Here is a 16,664-nt window from a genome sequence, read left to right on the forward strand (position 1 = left end):
CGTTTGTTTCCCTCACCCCGCCCCTCTCCCAAAGGGAGAGGGAGGATAAGAAATGTAGGCCGGGTAAGGCGAAGCCGCCACCCGGCACACAGGTTAGTGCGCCCCTTTCGCCTGGGTCACAATCTCTTCCAGGTTTTCAGGCATTGGCTCGTACGGCGTCTCTTTCGCCGTTGGCTTATCATTTTTCAACGCAGCCAGCGCGGTCCTGAGAGAATACAACGCCAGCACCACGACCACCACCATAAAGAAGATGGTTAGCCCGGCGTCCAGACGGTTGTTAAACACCAGCTGCGACAGCTGCGATTCGGTGTACTGTGCCGGGATCTTGCCGCTGTCGATCATCGCCTGGAACTTGTTGGCAATCGCCAGGAAGCCCACCTTATTATCCGGGCTGAAGGCTTTCTGCCAGCCCGCCGTCAGGGTACAGATAAGCAGCCACGCGGTTGGCACCAGCGCCACCCAGGCGTAACGCTGGCGCTTCATCTTGAACAGCACCACCGCGCAGAGCATCAGCGCCATGCCCGCCAGCATCTGGTTGGCGATACCGAACAGCGGCCACAGGGTGTTAATCCCGCCCAGCGGATCGACCACGCCCTGATGCAGGAAATACCCCCACGCCAGCACGCACAGCGCCGTCGCCAGTAGGTTAGCCGGGAGCGAATCGGTCCGCTTCAGGTTCGGGGAGATGACGCCCAGCAGATCCTGCAGCATAAAGCGCGCCGCACGGGTTCCCGCATCCACTGCCGTCAGGATAAACAGCGCTTCAAACAGGATGGCGAAGTGATACCAGAACGACACATCCATCAGCCCGCCCAGCGCGCCGTGAAGAATATACGCCATGCCGACCGCCAGCGTCGGCGCGCCGCCCGCGCGGGAGATAATCGACTGCTCGCCCACTTCGCTGGCGATGCTCGTCAACGTATCAGGGGTGATCGCAAAGCCCCAGCCGCTCACCACCTGCGCGGCAGACGCTACCACGTCAACGGTGCCGGCCGGGGCCAGGACCGCCATCGGGCTGTTCATTGCGAAATACACGCCCGGGTCGATAATGCAGGCGGAGACCAGCGCCATAATGGCCACGAAGGACTCCATCAGCATACCGCCGTAGCCGATCAGGCAGGCCTGATTTTCATTCGCCAGCATCTTCGGCGTGGTACCGGAGGCAATCAGCGCGTGGAAGCCCGACACCGCACCACAGGCGATAGTGATAAACAGGAACGGGAAGAGATTGCCGGTCCAGACCGGGCCGGTACCGTCGATGAATTTGGTTAACGCCGGCATGGTCAGGGTCGGGCGCATAATCAGAATGCCGATCGCCAGCCCGACGATAGTGCCGATTTTCAGGAAGGTGGAGAGGTAATCACGCGGCGCCAGCAGCAGCCATACCGGCAGCACCGCCGCCACAAAGCCGTAGCCCACCAGCATCCAGGTCAGCTGTACGCCGGTAAAGTCGAAGAAAGGCGCCCAGGTCGGGCTTTCCGCCACCCAGCCGCCGGAGATAATGGCGAACACCAGGAATACCAGGCCAATCACCGACACTTCACCAATGCGGCCCGGACGCAGGTAGCGGATATAGATCCCCATAAACAGCGCCAGCGGAATGGTGAAGGCAACGGTATACGTTCCCCAAGGGCTGTGGGTCAGCGCTTTCACCACGATCATCGCCAGCACCGCGAGGATGATGACCATGATCATAAAGGTCGCCACCAGCGCAATCACCCCGGCGGTCGCGCCCATCTCCTCTTTCACCAGCTCACCCAGCGAACGTCCGTCGCGGCGGGTGGAGACGAACAGCACCATAAAGTCCTGCACCGCGCCTGCCAGCACCACGCCCGCCAGGATCCAGATCATCCCCGGCAGGTAGCCCATTTGCGCCGCCAGCACCGGCCCCACCAGCGGGCCTGCCCCGGCAATCGCCGCAAAATGGTGACCGAACAGCACTTTTTTGTCGGTCGGCACGTAGTCCAGACCGTCGTTATGGCGAACGGCAGGCGTCATGCGCGTTGCGTCAACGCCCAGGACGTTCTTCGCGATATAGCGGCCATAAAAACGATAGGCGATCAGGTAAACGCAGACCGAGGCGACGACGATCCAGAGCGCATTGATCTGTTCCCCCCGGTTGAGGGCGATATAGCCCAGGGCAAAGGCTCCCACAACGGAGAGCCCTGCCCATGTAAGGTATTTCCCTGAGTTGTTCATAGTTGTTGTCCGTTGTTGTGAAACAGTGAGATGTTACATTTTGTTTCTAGAACAACCGGAAAAATTTAACAACTTTGAAACGCAATAATGCGTGGTCAAACCAGAGATTTACACCACAGTGTTAAGCCGATCACTTTGATCTGCCTGGGTTAGCCCAGCACCATCGTACTCAACCGACAGGTGCAGCACCGCCGCCCCTGCTCGTCGAAGACCACAATCTCCCAGCTCTGGCTCGAACGCCCAAGATGCAGCGGCTGACACACGCCGCGAACCTTACCGTGGGAAACTGCCCGATGATGCGTGGCGTTCAGCTCCGTTCCCACCACGCTCTGCCCGTCGCGGGTCATCAGAAATCCGGCCATTGAGCCGAGCGTTTCCGCCAGCGCCGCCGAGGCACCGCCGTGAAGCAGGCCAAACGGCTGATGGGTTCGCGCATCTACCGGCATCTCCGCTTCCAGCGTGTCATCCCCGAGGCGGGTATAGACGATGCCCAGGTTCGCCACCAGGGTATTCACGCTGGTGGCGTTCAGTTCTTCAAGCGATAAATGACGTTTCCAGATCATTTACGCCCCCAGCGTGGAGCCGCCGTCCACCACGATATCCTGCAGGGTGATGTGGCTGGCGGCATCGGAGGCAAGGAACAGCACGGTCGCAGCTATCTCCTGCGGGCGGGCAATTTTGCCCAGCGGAATGCCGAGCTTAAACTGCTCGCCGAAGCCGCGGATGCGCTGCTGCTCCGCGTCGTCGCTTTTCCACAGGGTGCGCTGCATATCGGTATCCGTTGAGCCCGGCGACACCAGATTACAGCGCACGCCGCTGCCCGCCAGCTCCAGCCCGACGGTCAGGGACAGGCTTTTCAGCGCTGCTTTCGATGCGCCGTAGGCGCTCATGCCGATGCGCGGCGTGTGCGCCGCGTCGGACGCCACGGTGACTATCGCCCCGCCCTGCTGGCGGCGAAACTGGCCCATCGTCTGCTGGAAAAGGTTGAACGCGCCGCCGACGTTGACCGCGAAGGTATGCTGCCAGTCATCCTGCGAGAGCTGGTCCGTCGCCCCCATGCGCAGAATGCCCGCGGCGTTGACCAGCACGTCCAGCCGTTCGAGCGAAGCCAGCGCGCGCCCGCACACCTCATGTACCTGTGCGGCATCCGCCACGTCCAGCGTTTCGGTGGCAAACGGATAATCATCCTGCGGGAAGGCCAGATCGAATCCGGTCACCTGCGCGCCTGCTTCGGCAAACGCCAGTGCAGTCGCGTAGCCAATCCCCTTCCCCGCGCCCGTCACCCAGACTGTTTTGCCGGTAAAATCGAATCCCGCCATTACTTCACCTCGCGGGAAAGCAGCGCCCACCAGGCGTCGAGAGTGGGATTTTTTGCCAGCATCACGAAGTCGATATCGCCGTGCACTTTGCGCCAGCGGGCGGCCAACGCCATCATGCGCACTGAATCCAGGCCGTAGTCGATCAGGTTTTCGTCATCCATCGGCTCGTCGGACTCGTCCAGCAGCGGAAGGATCAGCTCGCGCAGCGCGGTTTTCGAGGCCGGAACGGACGGCAGCAGCTCGTCGGTCATCACCACGCGGCCAGAACGTCCGGCCACGTAGTTCAGGGACATCAGGTGCTCGTCACGGGTGAAATCCGCCAGCGCGTCGGCAATAAAGAACGGCTTAATGTCGCGCATAAAGGCGTCGGTGGCGGTGGTCATGCAGCCGATGTGAGCGTACACGCCGGTAATCAGCAGCTGGTTGCGGTCCGTCTCTTTCAGCATCTGCTCCAGGGGCGAGCGGTGAAACGCGCTGTAGCGCCACTTCACCAGCACCGTGTCCGCTTCGTCCGGGGTCAGCTCAGCGACGATGCGCTGCTGCTCCGGCAAGCGGGTCAGGCCCGGCCCCCACATGTCGTTCAGCAGGGCGCGGTCTTCATCGCTCTGCTCTTTTGGCTGCGCGGTGTAGTAAATCGGGATATTGTGTTCTTTGCAGTACGCGCGCAGTTTAGCGATGTTCGCTACTACTTGCTGCATCATCGCGCTATTTTCGCCCCAGAAGTTCAGGAAGTACTCCTGCATATCGTGGATCAACAGCGCGGCGCGCTCCGGTTCAAACGCCCAGTTCACCTTGTTGGTCGGCAACTCTGCGGCGGTTGGCAGCGCGTAAGCGGTTAATTTTGGGATGGCCATACTCTGTTCCTCAGCCCCGGGCGCGTTCAGCAAGCCACAGGCGCAACTGTTTCTTATCGACTTTGCCGACCGGCGTCAGCGGGAGCGCATCCACGCTCTCCACGCGGTCCGGCAGCTTGAATTCGGCAACGCCCTGCTCGCGCAGGAAGCGACGCACCTCGACCGCGCGCAGGGGCTGTTTCACCACCAGATACGCGCAGCTCTTCTCGCCCAGCAGGCTGTCCTCCATGCTCACCAGCGCGGCGTGGATCACCGACTCATGGCGCAGCAGCAGGTTCTCGATCTCTTCGGCGGCGATCTTCTCCCCGCCGCGGTTGATCTGATCTTTCTCACGACCCTGCACGGTGATGTAGCCCTGCTCGTCGATGGCGATCAGATCCCCGGAGCAGTAAAAGCCGTCGGCGTTGAAGGCGCTGGCATTGTGTTCCGGACTGTTGAAATAGCCGCGGAAGGTATACGGACCCCGCGTCATCAGGCGTCCGACTTCCCCGCGCGGCAGCGGGTTGCCGTGCTCGTCAGCCACCCACACTTCGTCGTCCGGGCACATCGGGCGGCCCTGAGTGTTGATGATGCGCTCCGGCGCATCGTCGAGCGCGGTATAGTTCACCAGCCCTTCCGCCATGCCGAACACCTGCTGAAGCTGGCAGCCGATTTCCGCCGGAATGCGCGCCGCGAGCGTGGCGGAGAGGCGCGCGCCGCCCACCTGCAACAGCTTCAGGGTCTTAAGCTGCGCGTTGTCCGCACCGTCGGCAATCGCCTGCAGCCAGAGGCTGACCGCCGGGGGCACCAGCGAGGTGACGTTAATCTGATGCCGTTCGATCAGCGGGAAGCAGAGCGTGGCGCTCGGATCGTTCGCCAGCACCACGCAGCCGCCCGCGGTGAAGACGCCCAGCGATCCCGGCGAACTCATGGCGTAGTTGTGCGCCGCGGGGAGCGCGTTCAGGTAACGGGTTTCGGCGGTAATGCCGCAGATCTCGTTGCTGCGGCGGATGCTGTAGTCGTAGTCGTTATGCGTGCGCGGGATCAGCTTCGGCGTGCCGGTGCTGCCGCCGGAGAGCTGGAAGAAGGCCACTTCGTCGGCGGGCGTCGGGTTCGGGATGAAGTTGTCCGCCGGACGCGCAATCGCCTTTTCCAGGGCATGTTCACCCTTATCGCCGCGCAGGAGCACGACGCGTACCGAACGGTGTTCATCCACGAAAGCGTTGAGGAAGTCATCGCCCGCAAACAGCGCGTGGTCGCGATCGGCGATCAGCACGGCGGGGTTGATCTGCGCCGCGTAGGCGTTCAGCTCGCTGCGCTGGTGGCTAAAGAGCGCGTTGACCGGCGCGACGCCGATTTGCAGCAGCGCGAAGAAGGTGATGTAGAACTCGGCCACGTTGCCGAGCTGCACCAGCGCGGTCTCGCCGCGGTGCAGCCCTCGCCCCTGAAGGGCTGAGGCCAGGTTGTTTACGGCCTGATTCAGCGCGCGGTAGGTGATGTGCCGCTCGCCGTCAATTATCGCCACGGCATCGCTGTCCGCGCGATCCGTCAGGATGTGGGTCAACGGCAGATCCTGCCAGTAGCCTTTTTCACGGTAGCGGCGGGCAAATGCCTCAGGCCAGCGGGTAAAGGGAATGGTCATGAGTCTTCCTTAGTGCAAACCAAATACGTTGAGCATGGTGGAGAGCTTCACGCCCGTCTCGCGCCACTCGCCCACCGGCGAGGAGGCAGGCACAATGCCCGCGCCGGCAAACAGGCGAACGGTATTTTCACGAAGGCGCGCGCAGCGGATGGTCACCACCCACTCGCCGTTGCCTTCGCTGTCGCACCAGCCGACGATGCCGCCGAACAGCTCGCGGTCGAACGGCTCCAGCTCGGCGATCAGCTCTTTTGCCGCCTGATGCGGGAAGCCGCTCAGCGCCGGGGTCGGGTGCAGCAGGCAGGCCAGGGTCAGGGCGTTTTCGTTTTCACGCGCCTCGCCTTCTACCGGCGTCGCCAGATGCCACAGCGTCGGCGTGGTAATCAACTGAGGAGAATCAGGCATGCTGAGATGGTGGCTGCGCGGTGCCAGAATGGCCTTCATCGCCTGGGTCACCAAATCGTGCTCGTGGCGATCCTTTTCAGAGGCCAGGAGCTTATTGCCCGCTTCGCGATCTAATACATCATCGGGCTGACGACGCGCCGAGCCTGCCAGCGGCAGCGAACTAAAGTGCGCGCCCTCTTTGCGCAGCAGCAGTTCAGGGCTGGCGCCGAGGAGCACGCCGCCGTCTTCCAGCGGCACGTGGAAGTTGAAGCTCGCCGGGTTCTGGGCGATCAGGCGCTCCATCAGGGCGCCGCTGTCCATGTTTTTGTCGGTCGCGATATCAATCAGGCGCGACAGCACCACCTTGTTCACCTGCGGTGTGGCGGTGAGCGACGCGGCGCGAGCCACCATCTCTTCGAAAACGGGCTGCGGCGGGATCTCGGTGCGTTGTTCCACCTTCAGCGCCTGCGAGCCGGAAAAATAGCGTGCAGACTGCTGACGTGCCGGACGGGAAAAGGTCTGCCAGCGTTGGGGAATAAACAGAGAGGACGGCTTGCGGGTATCGAACGGGATAGCCCCTACCATCACCGGATGAGCGATACCGCTGGCTTTCGCATTCAGGAAGGCCTGGGCTAATTTTTGCTGGAAGCGACCCGCCGGATCGTCACCGCCAACAGCGGGTTCACTGAAGCGGGCAAAGCAGCCGGACGTAGTAAAGCTGCGGTAAGGCGACATAAAGAAAAAACGGTCTGATTCCAGCGTGGTTGCGGCGTGCTGAACTTCCTCAGCCAGGGACGTATCCATATCATCCTCCTTAAAATGATAAAAGAAGCAATAATGATTATCATTTATATTTTCGTCGGCTAACCTAATCCCACATCGCTCCGCTGTCAACCGTCGGACAATTAACTTGTGCGACAAAAGCTTGCATCCAGATGCTGCAACCATGAAAATGAGAAGCATTATCTTCAACAAAAACAGGATCCCGCGCTGTGAAATCCCCTGCCGTTTTCCGTAATCCCCTGCTTTTATTGGCACTTTTTGTTTTAGGACTTACCTCAGCCGCTGCCGCCGACTGGCCGCGTCAGGTGACTGACAGCCGCGGCGTTCACACGCTAGAGAGCAAACCGACGCGCATTGTTTCTACCAGCGTGACCTTAACCGGCTCCCTGCTGGCGATAGACGCCCCGGTCGTCGCCAGCGGCGCGACCACGCCGAACAACCGCGTGGCGGATGCGCAGGGCTTTTTGCGCCAGTGGGGCGATATTGCGAAACAGCGTAAGGTTGCGCGGATGTATATTGGCGAACCGAGCGCCGAAGCGGTCGCCGCACAAATGCCGGATCTGATTTTGATTAGCGCCACCGGCGGTGATTCCGCGCTGGCGCTGTACGATCAGCTCTCCGCCATCGCGCCGACGCTTATCATCAACTACGACGACAAGAGCTGGCAGGCACTGCTGACGCAACTGGGCACCATCACCGGGCAGGAAAAACAGGCCGAAGAGCGCATTGCCGCGTTTGATAAACAGCTCGCGCAGGTGAAACAGCAGATGAAGCTGCCGCCGCAGCCGGTGAACGCCATCGTCTACACCGCCGCCGCGCACAGCGCCAACCTGTGGACCGCGGAATCAGCGCAGGGCAAGCTGCTGCACCAGCTGGGCTTTACGCTGGCGGACCTGCCCGCCGGGCTGCACACCTCTAAAAGCCAGGGAAAACGGCACGATATTATCCAGCTGGGCGGTGAAAACCTGGCAACGGGACTGAACGGCGAAGGGCTGTTCGTGTTTGCCGGCGACCAGAAAGATGTGGATGCGATTTACGCCAACCCGCTGCTGGCGCATCTGCCGTCCGTGAAAAACAAACGGGTTTGGGCATTGGGAACAGAGACGTTCCGCCTGGATTATTACAGCGCGATGCTGGTGTTAGACAGATTGAATACGTTGTTTAAGTAGGCATTTTCCCACCCTCTCCCTGTGGGAGAGGGCCGGGGTGAGGGCATCAGGCCACACCGTCGTTCAACACAACCTCCTGCCTGAACCGCCGCAATTCCACCAACGCCACTAACAAAATCACGCCAACCATCGCTAACGCAAACCCGCTGCTGCTCGCCGACGCCGCCGGGGTCATTATCGCCCCCAGCCCGCCGAGGATCGCCGCGCCAATCGCATCCCCCGTGACGTTCTGCGCCGTCCACAGGCCGTTGATGCGCCCGAGCATCCCTTCCGGCGTCTGGGTCTGGATCAGGGTGTACTGCAGCAGCGAACTGATGGCGCTCAGCCAGCCGAAAATCACCAGGCACAACACCCCGAGCGCCCACGCCGGCATCAGGCTAAAGAAGCCGATGGCGATAAACGACGCCAGAGTGGCAAGCAGCATAATCAGCCCCGGACGCGCGCTCTGCGCCAGGTTGCCGCTGGTCAGCGCCCCGCACGCCGCGCCGAGCGGAATGGCCGCGTAGAGAATGCCAATCTCCGAGGCGCTCATCTGCCATTCTCCCGCTAATGCCGGATACAGCACGCGCACGGCGCTCGCCATGGTCAGCAGGCCGCCGAGCAGCGCAATGCCGCCAATCAGCGGGTTTCTGAACAGGAAACGAATCGCGGCCATCAGCGATTTCAGGGGATGCTCGCGCGGCTGCGGCGGAGGCGGCAGCAGCGGCAGGCGCAGCAGCGTCAGCGTGGTGATAAAGGTCCCTGCCGCCGCCAGCCCGTAGTTCCACGCCACGTTGCCGGTCGCCAGCAGCAGGCCGCCCACCATCGGTGAAATCACCGAGCCGAGGCGCACGGTGAGCATGGTGATCGCCCCCGCCTGCATCAGATTTTCTCGCCCGACCAGCGCGGGCGTGGCCGCCAGCAGCGCCGTCACGCCCAGCGAGGCGAAAAAGCCGTCCCACAGCCCCAGGGCATAAATGGCGATCAGCGACGGCTCTGGCAGCATGGCGTTCAGACACAGCCCGATAAAGCCCACGCCGCAGGTGCCGCGCGCCAGCAGGATCAGCTTCTTGCGCTCGTAGCGGTCCGCCAGCACGCCGCCAACCATCAGGCCGATAAACATCGCCCCGCCGGTTAAGGTAACCGATAACCCCACCAGCCAGCTGGAGTGCGTCATGGTCTGGATCTGGACCGGCACGGCCACGCCGAGCAGGCCGAGGGATAAAATGGAGATAAAGCGAGCGATAAACACGGCGCGATAGGCCGGGTGCGTTTTGAGCAGGCTGAGGTTAAGCAGCCAGGATTTTTGATTCATGACAAAGCCTTGAGTGTAATTCTACCCATTCCATGGGCGCACATGCTAACATAGCCAAATAAGATAGATAACGATAATCACTATCATTATCAAATCATGGATGTTGCTATGTCGTTTTCCTCTTCTTCGGTGCGCGCCATTGCCGTGCCCGTTTTATTGCTGCTGTTGATCCTTGCGACTGCACTCAGCCTGCTGGTCGGCGCGAAGCCGCTTCCCGCGTCCGTCATCGTTGATGCACTCTCCGGCACCTGCCAGAGCGCTGACTGCACTATCGTGCTCGACGCTCGCCTACCCCGCACCCTTGCCGGGCTGCTGGCCGGTGGTGCACTCGGCCTTGCCGGTGCCCTGATGCAAACCCTCACCCGCAATCCGCTGGCGGACCCCGGTATTCTCGGCGTTAACTCTGGCGCCAGTTTTGCCATCGTCCTCGGCGCGGCGTTGTTTGGGTTTACTTCTCCCTCTGAACAGCTGGCGATGGCTTTCTGCGGCGCGCTGGCCGCCTCGCTGCTAGTGGCATTTACCGGCAGCCAGGGCGGCGGCCAGCTGAGTCCGGTACGCCTGACGCTGGCGGGCGTGGCGCTCGCGGCGGTGCTGGAAGGCTTATCTAACGGCATCGCCCTGCTCAACCCGGACGTCTACGACCAGCTGCGCTTCTGGCAGGCCGGCTCGCTGGATATCCGCACCCTTGAAACCCTGAAAGTGGTGGCGTTCCCGGTCATTATTGCTGCCGCCGTGGCGCTGTTTTTAAGCCGGGCGCTGAACAGCCTGAGCCTCGGCAGCGACACCGCTACCGCTCTAGGCAACCGCGTGGCGCGCACGCAGCTGATTGGCCTGCTTGCCATCACCGTCCTGTGCGGCAGCGCGACCGCCGTGGTCGGTCCGATTGCCTTTATCGGCCTGATGATGCCGCACATGGCGCGCTGGCTGGTGGGGACGGATCACCGCTGGTCGCTGCCGGTCACGCTGCTGGCTACTCCTGCGCTGCTGCTGTTTGCCGACGTGCTGGGTCGCCTGCTGGTGCCGGGCGAGCTGCGCGTCTCGGTGGTCAGCGCCTTTATCGGCGCGCCGGTGCTGATCTTCCTGGTTCGTCGTAGACGCGGAGGTGGCGCATGATGGCCCCGTCCCGTCGTTTACTCACCAGCGTCTCGCTGCTAAGTATCCTCATTCTGCTGCTGGCGGTCTGGAGCCTGCGCAGCGGCGCGGTAACGCTCGATTTTTCTCAGGTGCTTAACGCCCTGCTCGGCAGCGCGCCGCGCAATATCACCATGGTTGTCACCGAATGGCGCCTGCCGCGCGTGGCGATGGCGATTCTGGTAGGTGCGGCGCTCGGCGTCAGCGGTGCGATATTCCAGTCGCTGATGCGCAACCCGCTCGGCAGCCCGGACGTGATGGGCCTCAACACCGGGGCCTGGAGCGGCGTGCTGGTGGCGATGGTGCTGTTCGGCCAGCACCTGACGGCCATCACCTTTACGGCAATGGCGGGCGGCATTCTGACGTCGCTGGTTATCTGGCTGCTGGCCTGGCGCAACGGCATCGATACCTTCCGGCTGATCATTATCGGTATCGGCGTACGTGCGATGCTGATGGCCTTCAATACCTGGCTGCTGCTGCAGGCCTCGCTGGAAACGGCGCTTTCCGCCGGGCTGTGGTACGCAGGTTCCCTTAACGGCCTGACGTGGGGCAAAACCTGGCCCGCCGCGCCGCTGCTTGTGCTGATGTTTATCGGCGCGCTGCTGCTGGTTCGCCGCATGCGGCTGCTGGAGATGGGCGACGACAGCGCCTGCGCGCTGGGCGTGAGCGTCGAGCGCTCGCGCCTGATGCTGATGCTGGTCGCCGTACTGCTGACCGCAGCCTCTACGGCGATCGCCGGGCCAATCTCGTTTATCGCCCTCGTGGCACCGCATATCGCGCGACGTCTTAGCGGGACGGCGCGCTGGGGATTAACCCAGGCGGCGCTGTGCGGCGCGCTGCTGCTGCTGGCCGCCGATCTCTGCGCCCAACAGCTGTTTATGCCTTATCAACTGCCGGTGGGCGTAGTGACCGTCAGCCTCGGCGGGATTTACCTCATCGTCTTGCTCGTTCAGGAGTCACGCAAGAAATGACAGATACAACCACCCGCTTGCGCGGCGAACATCTCACCCTCGGCTACGGCAAAAAAATCATTGCCCGAGACTTAACCGTTGCCATTCCGGACGGCCACTTCACGGCAATTATCGGCCCGAACGGCTGCGGCAAATCTACCCTGCTGCGCACGCTGAGCCGCCTGATGACGCCGGTGGAAGGCAGCGTCTTCCTCGACGGGGAGCAGATCCAGCGCTTCGCCAGCAAAGAGGTGGCACGCCGCATCGGGCTGCTGGCCCAAAACGCCACTACGCCGGGGGACATCACGGTGCAGGAGCTGGTCTCGCGCGGGCGCTACCCGCACCAGCCGCTGTTTACCCGCTGGCGTAAAGAGGACGACGAGGCGGTGAACCGCGCGATGCAGGCGACGGGGATCGCCGATCTCGCCCGGCAGAGCGTGGACACCCTCTCCGGCGGCCAGCGTCAGCGAGCGTGGATTGCGATGGTGCTGGCGCAGGAGACGTCGATCATGCTGCTGGACGAGCCGACAACGTGGCTGGACATCAGCCATCAGATTGACCTGCTGGAGCTGCTGAGCGAGCTGAACCGCACGCAGGGGTACACCCTGGCGGCGGTACTGCACGATTTAAACCAGGCATGCCGCTACGCCACGCACCTGATTGCCTTGCGGGACGGTGAGATTGTGGCCCAGGGTGCGCCGAAAGAGATTGTCACGCAGGAGCTTATAGAGCGGATCTACGGCATGCGCTGCATGATAATCGACGATCCGGTGGCGGGTACGCCGCTGGTGGTGCCGTTAGGTCGGCGGTAATAGCCGGGTGGCGGCTACGCCTTACCCGGCCTACATTTAGCTCCCGTAGGCCCGGTAAGCGCAGCGCCACCGGGCATTTGCACTATCCTAAAATTTCCTTCAACACCGGCCCAATCTTTTCAAACGCCTGCGGTGAAATGATATCCACGTGGGCGCAGTCCTGGCTGTAGACCTCCAGCTCCCCCCCCCACGGCATCCAGGCCGTATGCGGATCCATCGTTCGCGTACGTTCGGCGACAAACAGCGTCGCTTTACCGTCAAAGCGTGAACTGTGCGCTGTGGTGAGCAGCCGCACCGCATCGGCGTAGTTGCCCTCAATGGCGTTAAACAGCTCGCTGGAGCCCTGTCCCTGCTGGGCGGCGATAAACGCATGACGCTCGCGTTCGATCTCCGCCAGCACCGCCGGGTCGAGACCGTTAGCCTCTTTTTCCGCCCAGTTCTGGGTTTCCGGCGGCCAGGTATCCAGCAGGCCGAGGAACGACACCTCTTCACCCTGCTCGCGCAGGCGGGCCGCAATACCCTGCGCCAGCGTGCCGCCGAGGGAATAACCGAACAGGTAATACGGCCCCTGCGGCTGCTGCTTACGCAACGTGTTCAGATGATGTTCGATCACCCCATTGAGATCCGCGCACTGCTGCATCGGGCCGTCCGGGCGCGGCGACTGAATGCCGACGATTGACCAGCGTGGGCTGAGATAGCGCGCCAGGACGCTAAACTGCCAGGCGAAGCCGGACGCCGGATGGAAGCAGAACAGCGTCGGGCCGTCGCTCTCACGCAGCGGCAGAAGCGTTTCAAACCCCAGACGCTGCGCCAGCTCGTCGCTCATCGCCGAATCCAACAGCGCGCTAAGCTTGCTCACCGTGGAGGCAACCATAATTTGCCCCGGCGTCACCTTACGGTTGAACGTGCGGCTAAGCTGCGCCGCCAGACGCATGGCCAGCAGCGAGTGGCCGCCGAGGGCAAAGAAATCCGCCTCGATGTCATTGATCTCGCAGCCCAGCAGCGCGGTAAAAGCCTGCGCGACGGCGATTTCGGTTTCGCTTTCCGGCGCCCGCCCGGAGGTATTGCGGGTCAGTTCCGGCAGCGGCAGCGCCTTGCGGTCAAGCTTGCCGTTGGCGCTCAGCGGCATCGCGCTGATTTGCAGCAGCACCACCGGCACCATATGCGGCGGCAACTGGGCTTTGAGTGATTCCAGCAGCGCATCGCGATCCAGCGGTAAACCGGACTCAGAAACCACGTACCCCACCAGCTGGCGGGCATCGCCACCCGTTGCAGCCGCCTGGTTGAAGACGCAGGCGTGCGCCACAGCCTGGGCCACGTCCGGCAGCGACAGCATCGCCCGGTCGATTTCGCCCAGCTCAATGCGCTGACCGCGAATTTTTAGCTGATCGTCGCTGCGGCCGAGATATTCCACCGCGCCGTTATCCAGCCAGCGGGCAACGTCGCCGGTGCGGTACATGCGCTCGCCGGGAGCGAACGGGTCAGCAATAAAGCGGCTGGCGGTGAGGTCCGGACGGCCCAGATATCCCTGCGCCAGCTGAATGCCGGTGAGGTAGAGATCGCCCGCCACGCCGAACGGCACCGGGCGCATCATGGCATCCAGAATGCGCAGGCCCGTGTTCCACACCGGGAAGCCGATCGGCACGCTGTTGCCTGCAACTGCCGCCAGCTCAGGGCCATACGCCGGATACCAGCTGACGTCTACCGCCGCTTCCGTCGGGCCATAGAGGTTGTGCAGCGGCACGTGGGTCAGCTGTTCCCACTCGCGGCACAGTTCCGTCGGCAGCGCTTCGCCGCTGCAGAACACCTGCTTAAGCGTTTTGCAGCAGTCGACGTTTTCCGGCGTCAGTGAGGCAACAAACGCCGCCAGCATCGACGGCACGAAGTGGGTGGTGGTCACGCCGTAGTGGGCGAAGAAGCTCTGCATCGCCTGTGGATCGCGGTGCGCGTCCGGCTCGGCCATCACCAGCTTCGCCCCGGCGATAAACGGCCACCAGAACTCCCACACCGACACGTCAAAGCTGCACGGCGTTTTCTGCGCCACCACGTCGTTCGCGTTCAGAGGGTAGCGATCCTGCATCCACTTCAGGCGGTTGACGATAGCGGTATGGCCGACCATGACCCCTTTTGGACGCCCGGTCGAGCCGGAGGTAAAGATGATGTACGCCGTCTGCTCCGGCTTCGCCAGCCGCAGCGGCTCAGCACCCGCGGTCGGTAATAGCGTGTTGTAACTAAACGTCTCGACGGAAAGATCGCTAAAGCGCGAAAGCTGTTCGTCAGTGGTAATAAGCAGGGACGGCTTCGCATCCTCCAGCATCATCCGCAGGCGATCGTCCGGGTAGCCGGTGTCGAGCGGCAGCCACGCGGCGCCCGCCTCCACAATGCCGTGCAGTGCTAACGTCAGGAACACCGAGCGCGGCAGGGCCACCGCCACGCTGTCGCCCGGCTTCACGCCGCGCGCGCGCAGCAGGTTTGCCAGCGCGATGACCTGCTCGCGCATCTGGCGATAGTTCAGCTCATTATGCGCATCCGCCAGCGCCAGGGCGTCCGGCGTTTTGCTCGCCTGTTCCGCCACCAGATCCGCGAGCGTAGTGGACGGCAGCGCCAGTCCGGTATCGTTGATGCGCGCAAGCTGCGCGTATTCCTGTTCAGAAACGGTTTCCACTTCACCACAGCGCAGGTCCGGGTTGGTAGCAAACTGCACCAGCATCGCGTTCAGGCGCGCGACGTGACGCGTCAGCGTCGCCTCGTCGTAGCGCTGTTTATTGGCGAGGATCTCAATGCCCAACCCGCCCTGCTCGTCCGGGAACAGCGCCAGCTCCAGATCGTTCACCGGGCCGGTCGCCAGCGTGTGGGTGATGGCCTCCACGCCGTCGATATCCAGCTGGTAGTCGAACACTTTAACGTTCAGCACGGGACCAAACAGCGCTTCATCGCCCGCCGCTTTCCCACTGTCGCGCACGATCTGCTCGGCGTCGTAGCGCTGGTGGCGGCGCATTTTTTTCAGCTGGTTCGCCAGGCGCAGCGCCAGCGAGGGCAGGCTCTCCTGCGGATTGATATTGACCGCCAGCGGCAGGACGTTAAGCACCGGGCCGGTTGCGGTCAGCGCGGCAGACCCCATGCGGCGCATAAAGATAAACCCGGCGGCGTAGTCCAGGCGTCCGGTAAGACGGCCCAGCCACAGCGCCACCAGCGCAAGCGCCAGTTCAGTACGCTGCGTCTGCCCTGCCGCCTGCGCAAGCTGGCTAAAGGCGCGACCGTCGGCGTCAACCTTCAGGCGAAGAATATCGGTCGCGGCAGCGCGTCCAGGCAGCGGCGCGGAAGAGAGCGAGACCGGAGAAGGCAGCTGTTTACGCTGCTCGGCCCAGAACGCGCCGTCGCGCCGGTACGCCTCGCTGTCGCGATAGCGCTGGTACTCGCCCACTACCTCTTCAAAAGGCGTAAACGGGGATTCAGGCGTGGTTTCGCCCTTTTTCCACGAGGCATAAATCGCGGCTATCTGCCGGGTAATGGCCGGGAAGCTGAAGCCATCCACCACCAGATGGTGATAGCGCTGATACCAGTACCAGTGGTTTTCACCGACCTGAATCAGCTGGTGAAACGCCAGCGGCTGGCCGCTGTCGACGCGCAGGTTCTGGTTAAGATCGGATTCCATCAGCGCCACGGCGGCGGCGTGGGAATCAACGCGAACAACGGGCGGTTCCGGCAGAATGAAGGTGTCATCCACCCACTGCCACACCTCACCGTTTTCTTCCGCAAAGCGCATGCGCAGGGTATCGGCCTGCATCATGCCTGCGGCAATGGCTTTTGCCAGCAGTGGCGCATCAATATCGCCTTTCAGCTCGGTGTAGTGCGCCACGCTCCAGGCGTTTGGCAGCGTGGACAGCTGTTCCGCCATCCAGATACCCGGCTGGGCAGCGACGAGAGGAAGACGGTTCATGCGTTCTCTCCCGCAAAGTGAGACGGCTCAAGCGTTTGCCAGTACTCCGCCAGCCACTGCTGGCACGCCTCCTGAGACTGTGCTTCGCACACTACGCGCCACCCTGCCGGCAGTTCGCACTGCTGCGGCCACAGGCTGTACTGCCCCTGGTCATTTTGCAAAATGGCGAACTGTCCCTGCGGATTATCGAAAGGATTGCTGAATTCCATAC

At 62.5% G+C, this 16,664-nt stretch carries 13 protein-coding genes; 4 read left to right on the top strand and 9 right to left on the bottom strand.

Features of this window, described 5'->3' with window-relative positions; translation table 11 throughout:
- Positions 1 to 93: 93 nt before the first annotated feature.
- From cstA to entC, 6 genes are all read right to left on the bottom strand, one after another.
- Complete coding sequence (gene cstA, locus F0319_RS00610) at positions 94 to 2,199, bottom strand: pyruvate/proton symporter CstA (protein ID WP_136195333.1); 2,106 nt, start codon at positions 2,197 to 2,199, stop codon at positions 94 to 96.
- 149 nt (positions 2,200 to 2,348) lie between these two features.
- A complete protein-coding gene (entH, locus tag F0319_RS00615) occupies positions 2,349 to 2,762 on the bottom strand; it encodes a proofreading thioesterase EntH (protein ID WP_136195332.1) in 414 nt (137 codons plus the stop codon).
- The gene (gene entA / locus F0319_RS00620; RefSeq protein WP_111964424.1) at positions 2,763 to 3,518 is read right to left on the bottom strand and encodes a 2,3-dihydro-2,3-dihydroxybenzoate dehydrogenase EntA; all 756 of its coding nucleotides are present in this window, start codon (positions 3,516 to 3,518) and stop codon (positions 2,763 to 2,765) included.
- Positions 3,518 to 4,372: an isochorismatase gene (locus F0319_RS00625; RefSeq protein ID WP_149366045.1), complete on the bottom strand. Its 855-nt coding sequence runs from the start codon at positions 4,370 to 4,372 to the stop codon at positions 3,518 to 3,520. The genes entA and F0319_RS00625 overlap by 1 nt, the downstream gene beginning before the upstream one ends.
- Positions 4,373 to 4,382: 10 nt before the next feature.
- Positions 4,383 to 5,993, bottom strand: a complete 1,611-nt coding sequence (entE, locus tag F0319_RS00630; RefSeq protein WP_149366046.1) for a (2,3-dihydroxybenzoyl)adenylate synthase EntE — start codon at positions 5,991 to 5,993, stop codon at positions 4,383 to 4,385.
- A gap of 9 nt (positions 5,994 to 6,002) precedes the next feature.
- Positions 6,003 to 7,178 (bottom strand): isochorismate synthase EntC, encoded by a 1,176-nt coding sequence (gene entC, locus F0319_RS00635; RefSeq protein WP_149366047.1) that lies wholly within the window; start codon positions 7,176 to 7,178, stop codon positions 6,003 to 6,005.
- Between the two features lie 188 nt (positions 7,179 to 7,366).
- On the opposite strand from entC, the gene fepB reads away from it, so the two are divergent.
- Complete coding sequence (gene fepB / locus F0319_RS00640; RefSeq protein ID WP_149366048.1) at positions 7,367 to 8,326, top strand: Fe2+-enterobactin ABC transporter substrate-binding protein; 960 nt, start codon at positions 7,367 to 7,369, stop codon at positions 8,324 to 8,326.
- A 46-nt stretch (positions 8,327 to 8,372) separates the two neighbouring features.
- Here the strand turns inward: fepB and entS are convergent, their stop codons facing one another.
- A complete protein-coding gene (gene entS, locus F0319_RS00645) occupies positions 8,373 to 9,620 on the bottom strand; it encodes an enterobactin transporter EntS (RefSeq protein WP_149366049.1) in 1,248 nt (415 codons plus the stop codon).
- 108 nt (positions 9,621 to 9,728) lie between these two features.
- Here entS and fepD point away from each other — a divergent pair, with 108 nt between their 5' ends.
- Genes fepD through fepC form a run of 3 tightly spaced genes read left to right on the top strand, consistent with a single transcriptional unit; the run spans position 9,729 to position 12,513 of the window.
- Complete coding sequence (gene fepD, locus F0319_RS00650; RefSeq protein ID WP_149366050.1) at positions 9,729 to 10,733, top strand: Fe(3+)-siderophore ABC transporter permease; 1,005 nt, start codon at positions 9,729 to 9,731, stop codon at positions 10,731 to 10,733.
- Positions 10,733 to 11,722, top strand: a complete 990-nt coding sequence (gene fepG, locus F0319_RS00655; RefSeq protein WP_111964476.1) for an iron-enterobactin ABC transporter permease — start codon at positions 10,733 to 10,735, stop codon at positions 11,720 to 11,722. Before fepD ends, fepG begins: the two co-directional genes overlap by 1 nt.
- Positions 11,719 to 12,513, top strand: a complete 795-nt coding sequence (gene fepC / locus F0319_RS00660; protein WP_111964431.1) for an iron-enterobactin ABC transporter ATP-binding protein — start codon at positions 11,719 to 11,721, stop codon at positions 12,511 to 12,513. Before fepG ends, fepC begins: the two co-directional genes overlap by 4 nt.
- Before the next feature lie 82 nt (positions 12,514 to 12,595).
- Here fepC and entF read toward each other — a convergent pair whose 3' ends face one another.
- Together entF and F0319_RS00670 are read right to left on the bottom strand one after the other, a co-directional pair.
- Positions 12,596 to 16,453, bottom strand: coding sequence for an enterobactin non-ribosomal peptide synthetase EntF (gene entF / locus F0319_RS00665; RefSeq protein ID WP_149366051.1), 3,858 nt, complete (start codon positions 16,451 to 16,453; stop codon positions 12,596 to 12,598).
- On the bottom strand, positions 16,450 to 16,662 hold the full coding sequence (locus F0319_RS00670) for an MbtH family protein (protein WP_149366052.1): 213 nt from the start codon (positions 16,660 to 16,662) through the stop codon (positions 16,450 to 16,452). The genes entF and F0319_RS00670 overlap by 4 nt, the downstream gene beginning before the upstream one ends.
- Positions 16,663 to 16,664 lie beyond the last annotated feature (2 nt).

Source organism: Enterobacter vonholyi (assembly GCF_008364555.1).
Taxonomy (GTDB): domain Bacteria; phylum Pseudomonadota; class Gammaproteobacteria; order Enterobacterales; family Enterobacteriaceae; genus Enterobacter; species Enterobacter vonholyi.